We start from the raw sequence: 14,718 nt of genomic DNA, 5'->3' as shown, positions 1-14,718 counted from the left end.
TGCCCTAGCGCCGCCGGCGGAGCTGTGTCTCGTCCAGGTCCAGCTCCTGGCTGATCGCCACCATCGTGGGCCGGCTGATCTCCCCGTTCGCCTGCATCCGGCGCAGCGTCTCGCGCTCGACCTCGACCAGGCGCAGCCGCAGCGCGCTGACGTCCGTCGCGCCCTCGCCGTGGGCCTCCGGTTCCGGGCCGCCCTCGTCGTCGCCGTGCCGGTGGGCGTGCCGGGTGGCCTCCAGCTGGTCGCGCAGGTGGTCCCGGCGCAGCTCCAGGACCTGGCGCAGCTCCTCCACCCCGGCCGGCTCCGGCTCGTCCCGCTCGGCGACCTCGTCGAGCTCGCGCAGGGCGGCGTCGACGGCCGCCCGGCGCGCCCGCACCCCTTCGGTGCGCTCGCGCTCGTCGGGCCGCAGGTTCAGCACCTTCAGCAGCCGGGGCAGCGGGACGGTCTGCCCGACGAGGGTCACGAGCACCACCACCACGGTGAGGAACAGCAGCAGGTCCCTGCGCGGGAAGGGCGCGCCGTCCGCCGCGGTCAGCGGGATGGACAGCGCGACGGCGAGGGACACCGCCCCGCGCGGCCCGCACCAGCCGAGCACCACCCGTTCCCGCCACGGCATCTGCGCGGCCAGCTCCTCCCGGACCGGCAGCAGCGCGCCCAGCGGCGCCACCAGCATCACCCACGCCAGCCGGACCAGGATCGCGACCACGACCACCGCCGCCGCCGCGACGGCCAGCGCCGTCCACGAGTACGCCCCGACCTCGCGGACCACCGCGGGCACCTGGATCCCCAGCAGCACGAACAGCAGCGCGACGAGCAGGGAGTTCAGCACCGTCCAGAAGGTCTCGGAGTGCAGCCGGACCGTCGGCTCGACCAGCCCGCGGCCGCGGACCCCGAGCCACACGGCGGCCGTGACCGTCGCGAGCACACCGGACGAGTGCAGCTCCTGCGCCGGCACGAAGGCGAGGTACGGCGTGACCAGGGAGAGGATCACGTGGCTCGCGGTGTCCCGGACGAACCGCCGCAGCGCCGCGCTGACGATCCCGACGACGAGCCCGAACGCGATGCCGCCGCCGACCTCGATCAGCAGCTGCAGGCCCACCTCGCCCACCGACGTCGTGGCGCCGACCGCACTGATCGCCACGGCGAACAGGGTGAGCGCCACGCCGTCGTTGACCAGCCCCTCGGACTCCAGCACCGTCACGAGCCGGCGGGGCGCCCCGAGCCGCTGCAGCACCGACCCCGCGGCCACCGGGTCGGGCGGCGCGACGGCGGCGCCGAACGCGATCGCCGCGGCCCAGCCCACGTCGGGGAAGACCAGGAGGAGCGACCCGCCGACGGCGAGCGCGGTCGCCACGACGAGCCCGACGGACTGCCCGATGATCGGGACCAGGTTGTTCGCCGTCTCGCGCGGGTCGCTGAAGAACGCGGCGTAGTAGATCAGCGGCGGCAGGAAGACCAGCAGCACCAGGTCCGGCGAGAGCCGGACCTCGCCCACACCGGGGATGAACGCCGCCCCGACACCGAGCAGCACGTACACGGCGGCCTCGGGCAGCCCCGTCCACCGGCTCACGAGGCGGCCGAGAACGACCCCCGCCGCCAGTACGAGCACCACGAGCAGGACCTGGGTCGGCACGGAGCAGTCGGTACCCGGCCGGGCGGCGGACCATGCCGGGAGCCCGGGCGGTGCCGGACGGGCCGGGTCGTAGGCTGGCCCGGTGCCGATGACCGCGAAGTACGCCACCACCTGCGGCGTCTGCTCCAGCCCCGTCCGGCCCGGTGAGGAGATCGCGAAGGCGGGCAGCTCCTGGGCACACTCGGCGTGTGCCGAGACCGCGAAGAGCAGCGGGAAGGCCGAGCCCGGTGCGCTGACCGCCCGGCCGTCCCGGTCGGCCCCGCGCCCGGACATGCCCGCCGCCGAGGGCGCCCTCGAGGTCTGGACGGACGGCGCCTGCTCCGGCAACCCCGGCCCCGGCGGCTGGGCCTGGGCCACCCGGGACGGCCGGCAGGACAGCGGCGGCGAGGCCGGCACCACCAACCAGCGCATGGAGATCCGCGCGGCGCTCGAGGCGGTCCGGGCGCTCGACGGCCCGCTGGTGGTGGTCAGCGACTCGACCTACGTCGTCAACTGCTTCCGGGACGGCTGGTGGAAGGGCTGGCTCGCGCGCGGCTGGACCACGAGCGCGCGCAAGCCGGTGGTGAGCCGGGACCTGTGGGAGCCGCTGATCACCCTGGTCAACGAGCGCGGCGACGTGTCCTTCCGCTGGGTGAAGGGCCACTCCGGGGACGAGATGAACGACCTCGTCGACGCCCTGGCCGTGGAGCAGTCCCGCGCGGTCGCCTGACCGGCGGGCACCTCAGCCCGCGGGCCGGTGGGTGCCGCCCCGCCGGAGCCACAGGGTGACGCCCATCCCCGTGACCAGCACGGCGAACAGCACCATCACCCCGGACAGCAGTGCCATCCCCGCGAGCAGGCCCAGCAGGCCGACCACGACGAGGAGCAGCGCCACCGCCCGCCGGGCACGCGTGGGGAAGCTCCCCTGCGCGAGGCGTTCGGCGAACCGCGGATCCTCCATCCGGATCGCCGCCTCGATGTCCTGCAACCGGCGCCGGTCCTCGTCGCTGAGCATGGCTCCCCCTCGCTCCTGCTGTGAGAGCGAACTCCTCCGGACCTGCCCGGTCAACAGTCCTTCGTGTCAATCCTCGAGGGGGTCGTGACCCCAGTTCATCAGCGAGTACCGCCACTTCGTCTCGGTGACGTCGCCCTTCGGCTTCTGCGCCAGGTGCCGGTGCACGTAGCCGACGACCTTGCGCATGTGCTTCTCGTCGTCGTCGGAGAGGTCGGCCTTCTTGCTTCGCAGGATGTCCACGATCCGCCGGCCGGACTCGTGCCCGACGGACTCGCCGCCGTCGTGCTGGCCCGCGTCCTTCGACGCGTCCGACTTCAGCCACTTCTCGAGCTCGCCGGCGGTCATGTTGACCACCTCGCCGAACTCCTTGCGGACGTCCTCGTCGCCCTTGCCGCTCACGAGGTCGCGGTCCCGGGCTTGAACAGGACCTTCACCGCCCCGTCGCGCTTCTCCTGGAACATCTTGTAGGCGTCCGGCGCCGCCTCCAGCGGCACGTGGTGGGTCGCGAAGTCCTCGGTGCCCAGCGGGTCGTCGTCCGTGAGCAGCGGCAGCAGGTCCGGCACCCAGCGGTGCACGTTCGCCTGGCCCATCCGCAGCTGGATCTGCTTGTCGAACATCTGCAGCATCGGCAGCGGGTCGGCCATGCCGCCGTACACGCCGGACAGCGAGATCGTGCCGCCGCGGCGGACGAGCTGGATCGCCATCTGCAGGGCGGCCATCCGGTCCACGCCGGCGGCCTTCATGAAGGGCGCGGCCAGGGCGTCGGGCAGGTACCCGGTGAGCTGGTGGGCGATCTTGCCGAAGGGCGAGCCGTGCGCCTCCATCCCGACCGCGTCGATCACCGCGTCGGCGCCGCGGCCACCGGTGAGCGCGCGGACCGCGTCGGGGACGTCCTTGCCCGCGTCGCGCAGGTCGATGGTGGTCACACCGCGGTTCTGCGCCCGCTGGAGCCGCTCGGGCACCAGGTCGATGCCGATGACCGTCTCGACGCCGCGGTGCCGGGCGATCCGGGCGGCCATGTCGCCGATCGGCCCCAGCCCGAGGACGACGAGGCTGCCGTCGCGCGGCGGGTCGGCGTAGGCGACGGCCTGCCAGGCCGTGGGCAGCACGTCGGACAGGTAGACGAAGCGGTCGTCCGGCGGGCCCTCGGGCACCTTGATCGGCAGCCGGTCGCCGAACGGCACGCGCAGGAACTCCGCCTGCCCGCCCGGCACCTGGCCGTAGAGCTTCGTGTAGCCGAACAGGGACGCCCCCATGCCCTGCTCGCGGTTCTGCGTGGTCTCACACTGCGAGTGCAGCCCGCGCTCGCACATCCAGCAGGTCCCGCAGGAGACGTTGAAGGGCACCACGACGCGGTCGCCGACCTCGAGCGAGGTCACGCCCGGGCCCTTCTCCGCGACGATGCCCATCGGCTCGTGGCCGAGGATGTCGCCCTCGCCGAGGAACGGGCCCAGAACCTCGTACAGGTGCAGGTCCGAACCGCACAGCCCGGTCGAGGTGATCTGCACGATGACGTCGTCGGGATCCTTGATGGACGGGTCCGGGTGGGTGTCCACCCGGACGTCGCGCTTGCCGTGCCAGGTGAGTGCGCGCACGACGGCTCCTCTCTCGCCCTTGCGCAGGGCCTTCCTCAGGCGGGGTACTGGTGCTCGTTCAGCAGCCGGGCCAGGTGCGCCGCGTTGGCGGCGAGGGTGGCGGTCGTGGCCGCCACCGGCTCGGGGGTGTCGTCGAGGTCCTTGTAGTCCGTGCCGGACATCGCCTCGCCGTTCCAGTAGACGGACCCCTGCGCCGGGACCGTGAAACCGGTGTCGTTGAGCGCCTGGAAGAGGTCGGCGGCGATCTTGTGGGCGCCGTCCTCGTTGCCGACGACGGCGGCCACGGCGACCTTTCCGAACATCAGCGGCCGGCCCTCGTCGTCCGTCTCGGAGATCTCGGCGTCGAGGCGCTCCAGCACGCGCTGCGCGATGCTGCTCGGGTGCCCGACCCAGGTCGGGGTGGCGAACACCAGGATGTCGGACTCGAGGATCCGCGAGCGCAGGCCCGGCCACTCGTCGCCGCCACCCATGTCCGGCTGCACGCCGGGACGCACGTCGTGGTCGATCACCCGCACCGTGTCGCCCACGACGTCGTGCTGCTTCAGCGCGGCGAGCACCTCGTCGATCATCTTCTGCGTGCTCGACCCCGTCGGCGACGGGTTCAGCGTGCAGTTCAGGGCCAGGGCGGTCAGCATGGCGGACCTTCCGTTCGCCGGATCCTCGGTCGCGGGGGGCGATACCCGGCCGCGACCGCGACAAACGGACGCCCGGCCGGGCTGCGCACCGCATCCGGGGGGTTACGCCGAGCGGTACGGGCGTGCCAGCATGGGAGTTTCTCGGAGTCGCAGCGTTCAACCACGCAGCGCGCGATCTCCTCCTCCGGGGAGGCGCACCGACGATGCAGGACAGGGCCATGATCGAAATCGAGGTCGAGGACCGCCCGGGACCGGGCTACCTCGTCGCCCACCTCCGCGGGGAGGTCGATCTCGCGAGTCTGGAGTGCTTCCGGTCGGTCCTGCAGGAGCTGGCCGACGCGGACCGCACCGTGGTCGTCGTGGACCTCGACGAACTGCAGCACCTCTGCGCCTCCGGGGTGCGCGAGCTGCTGCGGCTGCGGGACGAGCTCGAGCTCCGCGGCGGCGGGCTGCACCTCGTCTGCGACGAGCACCGGCCGGCCCAGATGATCCTGCGGGCCCTGGGCATCCCCGCCACCGGCACCCTGCCGGGCGTACCCGCGCCCCTGGTCGTCGAGTCGCGGGCGCGCCGGCTGAACTGAGCCCGGCGGCTCCCGGGGCGGGCGTGCTCCGGTTGGGTCGCGCGGCCCCCGGGAAGACCGGGACATGGTCCTGCTCCCCGTGCCGATCTCCGTGTCGTCCCCCGCGGCCGCGCCGCGGTGGGCCCGATGAGCCTGCCGTCGCCGCGCCTCGCCGGTCGGTGGTCCACCGGGATCACCATGGCCCTCCTCGGCCTGACGCCGTTCGTGCTGCTCTCGACCGCCCCCTTCCTGCTCACCGGGGTGCAGGCGGGCGAGCTCGGCACCGACCGCGCGGGGCTGCAGCTCGGCCAGGGGCTGGCCAACGCGTCGTACGCCTTCGCCGTGGTGCTCGCCGCCGACCTCATGCACCGCATCGACCGGCGCCGGATCTACCTCTGCTGCACGCTGCTCATCGCGGCCGGGGCCGGGCTGGCCGCGGTCTCCGGGTCCAACGGCGTGCTGATCGCGGGCCGGGTACTGCTCGGCCTGGGCAGCGGGATGCTGCTGGTCGTGGCGCTGCCGCCGGCCGTGACGGGGCACGGCCCGCGGCGGATCCCGCTGACCGTCGCCCTGATCAACCTGGGGCTCTTCGGCGGGTCCGTGCTCGGCACGTCGATCGGCGGGTTCGCCGCCACCCCCGGCGCGTGGCGCTGGGTGCACGCCGCGGCGGCGGTCGTCGCGCTCGCGGGGTTCGTGGTGGGGCTCCTCGGCTTCGAGCGGACCGAACCCGGGTCGCCTCGGATGCAGGTCGACCCGTCCGGCGTCCCGCTGGCCGCGGCCGCGACGTTCCTGCCGTTCGTGGGCGTGAGCGTGCTGGTCGGGCACGCGCCCACCTCGCCCGGGTTCCTGGTGCCGACGGCCCTCGGACTGGCCGCGCTCGTCCTCCTCGTGGTGCGGGAGTACCGCAAGGAGAACCCGCTGATGCCGGTGCGGCTGATCGCGCACACGCTGCCCATCACCGGGATCGGCGCCGCGATGGTCACCGGCGCCGGGTTCACCGCCTTCACCGAGCTGGCGGTGCTGCGGCTGCAGCAGGTCGAGGGGCACCCGCCCGCGGTCGTCGGCGCGGCGCTCGCCACCCAGGTGGCGGGGATGCTGGTGGCGATCCTGCTGATCGTGCGCGTGCTGCCCACCCGCTGGCTGCCGGTGCTGGTCCTCGGCGGGCTGCTCACGGTGTGCGCGGCCGGCGCCGTGCTGCTGAGCGGCGGCGGGCTGGTGCGCGCCGCGGTGGCCGGGTTCCTGTTGGGGGTCGGCGCCGGCACGGGGGTCGGGCCGGGGCTGTTCCTGGGCGCGCTCAGCGTGCCCGCACCGCGGCTCGGACCGGCCTTCGCCCTGGTCCAGCTGCTGCGCTCGGAGGCGGCGTTCCTGGCGGCGCCGGTGGTGATGAAGCTGGCCATGTCCGAGGGCGCCGCCACCCCGTCCTCGATCGACCGGACGATCCTGCTCGGCGTCGTGCTCACCGGCGTCGGCGCCGTCGTGCTGACGGGGACGCTGCTGCTCGGCGGCTCCGGCCCGCAGAAGCCCGACCTGCGGCGCTGGACGGACGGCGAGGGCCCGGCCTTCCGCTCCCCGCCGGTCGCGGCGGTGCTGCGGGAGTGAGCTCACCCGGCGGGGGCGGGGTGTGAGCCGGGTGTGATCGGGTACGCGAAGGCCGGACCGCACACGGACACGACGTCACGAGGGAGGTCCCAGTCGTGCAGGACCCCGGCCACGAGGACCACGAGGACCGCGAGGACCGCGACACCCGCACCGACACCGCTCCCGAGACCGGCTCCGGCTCCGACGGTGAGGACCGGGCCCGGGAGGAGCGGGCGCGCGAGGAGCGGGTCGACGAGCTGGCCGCGCAGATGAACGTGGCGAACAACTGCTCGCCGCCCCGCCCCGGCGACCCGGAGTACTGATCGCCGGCGTGCCCCCGAAGGGGGTGCCCGAGGTCGTCGTGGTCGCCCAGCCGGCCCGGGACCTGGTCCTGGGGCGGGTGATCAGCGCCAGAGTGACAGGAGCGCTGATCACCCGACCCTCAGGTGCCACCCGAAATGATCATGAAGGGAAGCCCATGATCAGCACGAGTGGGACAGAAGCGTCGGCCGAGGAGCACTCCCGTCCCGCCCACAATGATCATGGGCCGGTGATCACCGCGAGTGTCACAGGAGCGCTGTTCGAAAGACCCTGAGGTACCACTCGTAACGATCATTGACGGAACCCATTGCCCGGCGACCACAGGCGGGAGAACACTCGCGCACTGTGGAGCCATAACGCGTTCACCAGCCCACTGACCAAGCGTTATGGAACCGTACTGCGCCCAGCAGGCCAATGAGTCGGCGTTGTGGATCCATAGTGCGGTCAGAGGGCGGTGGTCAGGCGTAGATGCGGCGGTGGGCGGCGCGGACGAGGCCGCGGTAGACGGGGCCGAGGCGACCGGAGGCGGCGAGCGCGGCGCGGGCCGCGTTGGCGCCCGCCCCACCGTGCACCGCTCCACCGGGGTGCGCCGAGGAGCCCGAGAGGAACAGCCGGTCGATCGGGGTGTCCGCCCGCCCCAGCCCCGGGACCGGCCGGAACACCAACTGCTGGTGCACCGCCGCCGTGCCGCCGTTGATCGCGCCGTCGACCAGGCCGGGGTTGCGGCGCTGCAGGTCCGCGGGCCCGGCCACGCTCCGCGCGCGGATCAGGTCGCGGAAGCCCGGGGCATTGCGCTCCACCGTGCGCTCGACGAGCTCGGCGTGCCGCAGCAGGTCGGTCTCGTCCCAGCCCAGCCCGCGGGGTACGTGCGTGTAGGTCCAGGCGGACTCGGTCCCGGCCGGCGAGCGGGAGGGATCCGCCGTGGTCATCTGCCCGAACAGCAGGAACGGCTCCTGCGGCACCCGCCCGGCGGCGAGGTCGGCCGCGTAGCCGCGGAGCCCGTCCATGTCCGCGCCCAGGTGCACCGTGCCCGCCCGGCGCGCCGCCTCCGCGGTCCAGGGCACCGGGCCGTCGAGCGCCCAGTCGAGCTTCACGGTCGCGGTGTCCCACTGGAACCGGTCGAGGTCGCGGACGAACCTCGGCGGCAGGTTCGCCTCCCCCACCAGGTCCCGGTACAGCACCGGGGCCGGGACGTCGGCGAGCACGGCCCGGCGGGCCGTGACGGGCGTGCCCTCGGCGTCGCGCACCCCGACCGCCCGGCCCCCGCGCAACAGCACCTCGCGAACGGGCCGGTCGCACTCGACCCGGCCACCGCGCTCGTGCAGCCGCGCCACCAGCGCGTCGACGATCCGGCCGGCGCCGCCCTCGGGCACCGGGAAGCCGACGTCCTGCCCCAGCATGCAGAGCAGCCACCCGAAGACCGCGCTGCCCGCGGCGTCAGGTCCCAGGTCGGTGTGCAGGGCGTTGCCGGCGAGCAGCAGCTTCGCGCCCTCGCCGCCGAACCGCTCGTCGGCGAACCGGCGCACGGGCTGCACGATCGTCCGCGCGAACCGCAGCGCGTCGGCGGTGCCGAGCGCGCGCAGCAGCCGCGGCGTGCCCCGCACCGGCGGGAACGGGCGCAGCACCGTCTCCAGCAGCGGGTCCCGGATGCGCGCCCACTCCTCCGCCAGCGCGCGCCAGGCCGCCCCGTCGCCCGCGGCGAACGCGTCGAGCGCGCCGGCGGTGGTGTCGAGGTCCCGGGACAGGACGACGCAGCGGTCGTCCGGGGTGACGTGCGCGAGGACCTCGGGAGCGTGCCGCCAGCGCAGGCCGTGCTCGTCGAGCCGGAGCTCGCGCAGGATCGGGGAGGCGGCCCCGAGCGGGTAGAACGCGCTGAACAGGTCGCTGCGGAAGCCCGGTGCGGTGATCTCGGCGGTGCGCACGGCCCCGCCGGGGGCGTCGGAGGCCTCCAGGACGAGGACCTGCCAGCCGGCGTCGGCGAGCAGGTTCGCGGCCACCAGGCCGTTGTGCCCCGCCCCGACGACGACGGCGTCGGCGGCCTCGGTCACGGCCGGTTCCGGACGATGCTGTCGAGGCGCGCCAGGCTCTCCTTGTTCCGCGGCACGAGCATGGCCTGCTGGGCCAGATCGGGGATGAGCGCCGCGGGCCCGGCCTCGGCGTGCTCGTTCATCGCGACGCGGGTGCCGCCGGGCTCCGGGCTCAGCGTGATCCGCACCCGGGCCGCACCCGACGGCCAGGCGTGCGCCTTCAGCTCGAGCAACCGCTCCGGCTCGCAGGCCAGCACCTCGGTGCGGTCCTGGATCTGGGCCGGCCAGGCGCCGACGCTGTGGTGCAGCCGGGTCCCGACCGCGGGGAAGTCGGCGTCGACCGCCCGCATGTGGGTGGCGCCGACGACCCACAGCGGGTAGGTCCACCCGTCGGACAGCACCTTCCACACCCTCGCCGGCTCCACCGGGACGAACCGATCGACCTGCATCGCACTCCTCTCTCGACAACTCCCGCCGGCGTCCGCCCGCCGGCGTCCGCCCGTCACCGCCGCGCCAGCCCCACGGCCGCGCCGATCGCGGCCGCGAGCCCCAGGCCGGCCGCGAGCGCGCGGGCCCGCTCGCGCCCCGGCCCGTTCCAGCCGTCGTGCACCCGCCGCGGGTGGTCCGGCGGGGCGTACAGGGTGCCCGGGTCGTCCGCCGGGCCGCCACCGCGGGCGAGGATGTAGCGGGCCACCTCCGCGGCGAACACCCGCTCGGCGCTCTCCGGCCAGACCTTGTGCTGCAGCAGGAGCAGCCGGCCGAGGACGCCGCCGGCCACGACCTCGCGGCGCGGCCGCCGGATCTGGTCCACGACGATCCGCGCCACGCGCTCCGGCGCGTAGGTCGGCGCCGCCAGCCGCGGCCGGGCGCCGGACCGGTTGGCGGCGTCGCGCCAGATCGGGGTGTCGATCGCCGCCGGCAGGACCGTGCCCACCCGCACCCCGTGCACGCCGGAGGTGCGCAGCTCCTGGCGCAGGCTCACGCCCAGCGCGCGGATCGCGAACTTCGCCATCGAGTAGGCGGCGCCGTAGGGCAGCGCGACGACGCCGAGGATCGACGAGACGTTGACGATCACGCCGCGGTCGCGCTCCACCATCCCGGGCAGCACCGCGCGGCAGCCGTGCACGTAACCCATGAGGTCGACGTCGAGCACCCGCCGGACGTCGTCGAGGGGCACGTCGAGGAACGCCCCGAACTCGACGACGCCGGCGCAGTTCACCCACGCGTCGATCCGCCCGAACCGGTCGACGGCCTCGCGGACCACGCCCTCGACGGCGGCGAAGTCGCTGACGTCGGCCGGGGCCGGAACGAGGCCGCGGCCCTCCAGCTCGGCGAGCGCGCCGGCGTCCCGAGCGACGCCGACGACGGTGGCGCCGCGCCGCAGCAGCTCCTGTGCGGCGGCCCGCCCGATGCCGCTCGAGGCGCCGGTCACCACCACGACGCTGCCCGGGATCTCCACAGTGGGCACCTACCCGCGGGGCGCCCTGCCACACCTCCGCCGCCCCGCCACACCTCGGAGAGCCACATGTCCACACGGGCCACACCTCCGCATGGCGCAGCGCCGGGCGGGTAGTCGCACTCATGACCACCGACCGCATCGCGCACCCGTGGGGCGCGCGGACGCCCTACGGCAAGGGCGCGCCGTGGCCCGTCCGCGTCGACCTGCAGCTCGCCGAGGGCGTCGCGGAGGCGGACGTCGAGCGGTGGGTGCCCGCGGCGTCGCTGCTGCACTCCAACGGCGACGCGATGGACGTGGCGGTGCGGGAGGGCCGGATCGTCGGTGTGCGCGGGCGCGCCGGGGACCGGGTGAACCGCGGGCGGCTGGGCCCCAAGGACCTCTACGGCTGGCAGGCCAACGCCTCGCCCGACCGGCTCACCCGCCCGCTCGTCCGCGAGGGCGGCGAGCTGGTCGAGACCGACTGGGACACCGCGATGGACCGGATCGTCGCCCGCACCCGCGCGGTGCTCGCGGACGACGGGCCGGAGGGCCTGGGCTTCTACACGACCGGCCAGCTGTTCGCCGAGGAGTACTGGACGCTCGCGGCCGTCGTGCAGGGCGGGCTCGGCTCGGCGAACCTCGACGGCAACACGCGGCTGTGCACGGCGACCGCGGCCGAGGCGCTCAAGGAGTCCTTCGGCAGCGACGGCCAGCCCGGCTGCTACGCCGACGTCGACCACGCGGACGTGATCGCCCTCTTCGGGCACAACGTGGCCGCCACCCAGCCGGTGCTGTGGTGCCGGGTGCTCGACCGGCTCGGCGGCGACGACCCGCCGCGGCTGCTGTGCGTGGACCCGCGCACCACCGAGGTGGCCCGGGCCGCCCGGGACTCCGGCGGCGTGCACCTCGCGCCGCGGCCCGGCACCAACCTGCCGCTGATGAACGGCCTGCTGCACCTGCTCCTCGAGAACGGGCACGCCGACGAGGCCTACGTCGGCGCCCACACCGTGGGTTTCGCCGATCTCGCGGCCGTGGTCGCCGACTACCCGCCCGCGACCGTGGCCGAGCTCTGCGGGATCGACGAGGGCGACCTGCGGGCCGCCGCCGCCCTGCTCGGCGGGGCGGACCGGCTGCTGTCGACCGTGCTGCAGGGCTTCTACCAGTCCCACCAGGCCACGGCCGCGGCGTGCGCGGTGAACACCCTGCACCTGCTGCGCGGCATGCTCGGCCGGCCCGGGTGCGGGGTGCTGCAGATGAACGGCCAGCCCACCGCGGAGAACACCCGCGAGTGCGGCGCGAACGGCGACCTCGCGGGCTTCCGCAACTGGGCCAACCCCGCGCACGTCGAGGAGCTCGCCGGGATCTGGAACGTCGACCCGGACAAGATCCCGCACGAGGGCCCGCCCACGCACGCGATGGAGCTGTTCGCGCAGGCCGAGCAGGGCGCGATCCGGATGCTGTGGATCTCCGGGACCAACCCCGCCGTCTCCCTGCCCGAGCTCGCGCGGGTGCGCCGGGTGCTCGCGCAGGACGACCTGTTCGTGGTCGTGCAGGACCTGTTCCGCACCGAGACCACGGAGTTCGCCGACGTCGTGCTGCCCGCGGCGACCTGGGGCGAGAAGACCGGCGTCCTCACCAACGCCGACCGGACCGTGCACCTGGCCGAGAAGGCGGTGGACCCACCCGGGGAGGCCCGTCCGGACCTGGACATCTTCCTCGACTTCGCGCGGCGCATGGACCTGCGCGACCGGGACGGGCAGGCCTTCCCGCCCTGGCACGACGCCGAGTCGGCCTTCGCCGCGTGGGCGGCGTCGACCGCGGGCCGCCCGCTCGACCAGACCGGGCTCAGCCACGAAAAGCTGCGCGGGGCGGACGGGATCCAGTGGCCCTGCACCGCCGACGCCCCGGACGGCACCCCGCGGCTCTACGGCGACGGGCGCTTCCCCGCCCATCCGGACCACTGCGAGAACTTCCCCAAGGACCTGGTCACCGGCGAGCCCTCCGACGCCGACGCGTACCGCGCGCGCAACCCGGAGGGCCGGGCCCTGCTGCGGGCCGTCCGGCACGTCCCGCTGCCCGAGCCGCCGGACGACGACTACCCGCTCGCCCTGATCACCGGCCGCACGCTGGTGCACTTCCACACCCGCACCAAGACCGGCCGGGCCCCGGAGCTGCAGGAGGCCGCGCCCGAGGTCTGGATCGAGTGTTCCGCGGCCGACGCCGCGCGGGCCGGGCTCGCCGAGGGCGACCTGGCCGAGCTGCGCACCCGGCGCGGGCGCGTGCGGGCCCGGCTGCGCATCGTGGACCTGCGCGAGGGCGTGGTGTTCCTGCCCTTCCACTACGGCTACTGGGACGCCCCGGGCCGGGACCACGACCGGGCGGCCAACGAGCTCACCCTCACCACCTGGGACCCGGCGTCGAAGCAGCCGGCGTTCAAGACCGGGGCCGCGGCGCTCGGTCCCGCCGCTCCGGCGTGACGGGACCGGGCGCGGCCGGTCATCCCGGCACCGTCTCGCCGCCGACCGCATCGCCGGCGTAGAACGGCTGTCGGGCCGGCCGCTCCGGCGCCGTCAGCGGTCCTTGTCCTCGTGGGCGCCCGCGCTGTCGGCCTCGTCCGCACCGCCGCGCGGGAACGCGGCGCCCTGCGGCTCCTCCGGGGCGGTGTCGGGCTCGTCCCCGGGGGCGCCGGTGGTGGTCGCCTCCTTGAGGACCTGCTCGGTCATGGTCTCGTCGTGGTCGTCGCGTCCGGTCATGCCCGGGGCGTGCCCACCGTCGGCCGGTTCAATCCTCGGTGCGGGCCCGGGCACCGATCTAGGACCGGACGATCTCCAGGTCCGACCGCGCGACCTCGACGTGGGCCCGTTGGCGGGACAGCAGCGCGGACGCGGCCGCGTCGCCCGGGAGCACCTGCGCGGCGAAGGCGTCCGTGTGCGCCGCCATCACGCCGGTGAAGGACACGCGGTCGCCGCCGGCGGCCACGAAGGGCGCCTCACCCGGCTGCGTCAGCACCTGGACCCAGACCCGCTCGTCGGCCGCGGTCCCCAGCCAGAAGCCCGCGGCGGCCGGCGCGGACTGCACGGGCACGCCCTCGGCGGTGACGGTGTCCCCGGCGAACCCGGAAAGGTCCCCGCCCGGCCCCGAGGCGCGCTCCAGCGGCAGCAGGGTCGCCCCGCCGGCCGTGAGCCCGCTCGCCGCGCTCGTGTCCGTGTCCGCGACGGTGCCGGCCCCGCCCAGCGGATCCCACTGCACGAAGGCGGCCACCGCGACCAGCGAGCAGACGGCGGAGATGATCGCCCAGAGCCACAGCGGGGCTCCGAGGCGGGGGCGGGCACGGACCCGGGTGTGGGCCACGGCGAGACCCTCCGGGTGCACGTCGGTCACGGCAGCTCCTCAGCGGGACGCGATGGGGGAATGCGCCCGGTATTCCTCCGGTCACCGCCGGTCAAACGCGTGTCACCAATTCCATGTGACTCGGGTCACTGCTGGCGTGCGCGGGCGGTCTCCCGGTCGTTCGCCTTCTGGATCTCCGCGACGAGCTCGTCCTTGTTCTTGCCGTCGGGATCGTCGATGCCGAGCTTCTGGGCGACCTCCACGAGGTGGCTCTTCTTCGCCCTTGCGTCGACGCCCCCGGCGGTGTCGTCGCCCTCCGACCGGGACTGCGGCGCGCTCTTCTCCGCCTGCTCGTCCGAGGGGCCCGGCTCGTCCTTGGGCTCCCAGTGGTCGCCGACCTTCTCGTGGGTGTGCTTCAGCGCGGCATAGGCGGTGCGGTGGGCCCGCTCGCCGTCGCCGTAGCTGTCCTCGGCCGACTCCAGCGCCTTCTTGTACGTGCGCACGGCCTTGTCGTCTGAGATGTCATGGCCCTACCCCGGGCCGCCTTGAAGGATGAGAATCTGGGCGGGGTCGGCTGTGCTCGTTCGCGCTTGGTGCACGTGAACCCGAG

General features: G+C 74.6%; 16 protein-coding genes. 5 read left to right on the top strand and 11 right to left on the bottom strand.

Annotation, left to right across the window (positions count from 1 at the left end; all coding sequences use genetic code 11):
• Positions 1-4: 4 nt before the first annotated feature.
• Positions 5-1,630, bottom strand: coding sequence for a Na+/H+ antiporter (locus tag PKE99_RS27375; protein ID WP_037046780.1), 1,626 nt, complete (start codon positions 1,628-1,630; stop codon positions 5-7).
• Between the two features lie 88 nt (positions 1,631-1,718).
• Between PKE99_RS27375 and PKE99_RS27370 the strand changes: the two genes are divergently transcribed.
• The gene (locus tag PKE99_RS27370) at positions 1,719-2,339 is read left to right on the top strand and encodes a ribonuclease H family protein (protein WP_081924205.1); all 621 of its coding nucleotides are present in this window, start codon (positions 1,719-1,721) and stop codon (positions 2,337-2,339) included.
• Between the two features lie 12 nt (positions 2,340-2,351).
• On the opposite strand, the gene PKE99_RS27365 is transcribed toward PKE99_RS27370, so the two are convergent.
• The 4 genes from PKE99_RS27365 to PKE99_RS27350 form a co-directional block, all read right to left on the bottom strand.
• Positions 2,352-2,624 (bottom strand): DUF3040 domain-containing protein, encoded by a 273-nt coding sequence (locus tag PKE99_RS27365; RefSeq protein ID WP_037046779.1) that lies wholly within the window; start codon positions 2,622-2,624, stop codon positions 2,352-2,354.
• Between the two features lie 66 nt (positions 2,625-2,690).
• Positions 2,691-3,023, bottom strand: coding sequence for a DUF3140 domain-containing protein (locus PKE99_RS27360; RefSeq protein WP_037046778.1), 333 nt, complete (start codon positions 3,021-3,023; stop codon positions 2,691-2,693).
• Positions 3,020-4,219: an alcohol dehydrogenase catalytic domain-containing protein gene (locus PKE99_RS27355; protein ID WP_037046776.1), complete on the bottom strand. Its 1,200-nt coding sequence runs from the start codon at positions 4,217-4,219 to the stop codon at positions 3,020-3,022. The genes PKE99_RS27360 and PKE99_RS27355 overlap by 4 nt, the downstream gene beginning before the upstream one ends.
• Before the next feature lie 35 nt (positions 4,220-4,254).
• On the bottom strand, positions 4,255-4,854 hold the full coding sequence (locus tag PKE99_RS27350; RefSeq protein ID WP_037046773.1) for a flavodoxin family protein: 600 nt from the start codon (positions 4,852-4,854) through the stop codon (positions 4,255-4,257).
• Between the two features lie 218 nt (positions 4,855-5,072).
• Here PKE99_RS27350 and PKE99_RS27345 point away from each other — a divergent pair, with 218 nt between their 5' ends.
• The 3 genes from PKE99_RS27345 to PKE99_RS27335 all read left to right on the top strand — a co-directional run bounded on the left by PKE99_RS27345 (position 5,073) and on the right by PKE99_RS27335 (position 7,315).
• Positions 5,073-5,435 (top strand): STAS domain-containing protein, encoded by a 363-nt coding sequence (locus PKE99_RS27345; protein ID WP_051737542.1) that lies wholly within the window; start codon positions 5,073-5,075, stop codon positions 5,433-5,435.
• Between the two features lie 126 nt (positions 5,436-5,561).
• Positions 5,562-7,013: an MFS transporter gene (locus PKE99_RS27340; RefSeq protein ID WP_037046772.1), complete on the top strand. Its 1,452-nt coding sequence runs from the start codon at positions 5,562-5,564 to the stop codon at positions 7,011-7,013.
• Positions 7,014-7,108: 95 nt separating this feature from the next.
• Entirely contained in the window at positions 7,109-7,315 is a 207-nt protein-coding gene (locus PKE99_RS27335) for a hypothetical protein (RefSeq protein WP_037046771.1), read from the top strand.
• 456 nt (positions 7,316-7,771) lie between these two features.
• On the opposite strand, the gene PKE99_RS27330 is transcribed toward PKE99_RS27335, so the two are convergent.
• The 3 genes from PKE99_RS27330 to PKE99_RS27320 are packed head-to-tail and all read right to left on the bottom strand — an operon-like array spanning position 7,772 to position 10,799.
• Positions 7,772-9,361 (bottom strand): phytoene desaturase family protein, encoded by a 1,590-nt coding sequence (locus PKE99_RS27330; protein ID WP_037046770.1) that lies wholly within the window; start codon positions 9,359-9,361, stop codon positions 7,772-7,774.
• Positions 9,358-9,789: an SRPBCC family protein gene (locus tag PKE99_RS27325; protein WP_037046769.1), complete on the bottom strand. Its 432-nt coding sequence runs from the start codon at positions 9,787-9,789 to the stop codon at positions 9,358-9,360. The genes PKE99_RS27330 and PKE99_RS27325 overlap by 4 nt, the downstream gene beginning before the upstream one ends.
• A 53-nt stretch (positions 9,790-9,842) precedes the next feature.
• Positions 9,843-10,799, bottom strand: coding sequence for an SDR family NAD(P)-dependent oxidoreductase (locus PKE99_RS27320; RefSeq protein ID WP_037046768.1), 957 nt, complete (start codon positions 10,797-10,799; stop codon positions 9,843-9,845).
• Between the two features lie 122 nt (positions 10,800-10,921).
• On the opposite strand from PKE99_RS27320, the gene PKE99_RS27315 reads away from it, so the two are divergent.
• Positions 10,922-13,255: a molybdopterin oxidoreductase family protein gene (locus tag PKE99_RS27315; protein ID WP_051737540.1), complete on the top strand. Its 2,334-nt coding sequence runs from the start codon at positions 10,922-10,924 to the stop codon at positions 13,253-13,255.
• A 93-nt stretch (positions 13,256-13,348) separates the two neighbouring features.
• Here PKE99_RS27315 and PKE99_RS39645 read toward each other — a convergent pair whose 3' ends face one another.
• The 3 genes from PKE99_RS39645 to PKE99_RS27300 all read right to left on the bottom strand — a co-directional run bounded on the left by PKE99_RS39645 (position 13,349) and on the right by PKE99_RS27300 (position 14,611).
• Complete coding sequence (locus PKE99_RS39645) at positions 13,349-13,531, bottom strand: hypothetical protein (protein WP_037046767.1); 183 nt, start codon at positions 13,529-13,531, stop codon at positions 13,349-13,351.
• 58 nt (positions 13,532-13,589) lie between these two features.
• On the bottom strand, positions 13,590-14,159 hold the full coding sequence (locus PKE99_RS27305; protein ID WP_037046766.1) for a hypothetical protein: 570 nt from the start codon (positions 14,157-14,159) through the stop codon (positions 13,590-13,592).
• 95 nt (positions 14,160-14,254) lie between these two features.
• Positions 14,255-14,611 carry a ChaB family protein gene (locus PKE99_RS27300; protein WP_231498235.1) on the bottom strand — a complete coding sequence of 119 codons (357 nt, stop codon included), beginning with the start codon at positions 14,609-14,611 and terminating at the stop codon, positions 14,255-14,257.
• Between the last annotated feature and the right edge of the window lie 107 nt (positions 14,612-14,718).

Origin of the sequence: Pseudonocardia halophobica (assembly GCF_027922425.1) — a bacterium.
Classification (GTDB): domain Bacteria; phylum Actinomycetota; class Actinomycetes; order Mycobacteriales; family Pseudonocardiaceae; genus Pseudonocardia; species Pseudonocardia halophobica.
This window is presented reverse-complemented; position numbering and strand designations above follow the sequence as displayed.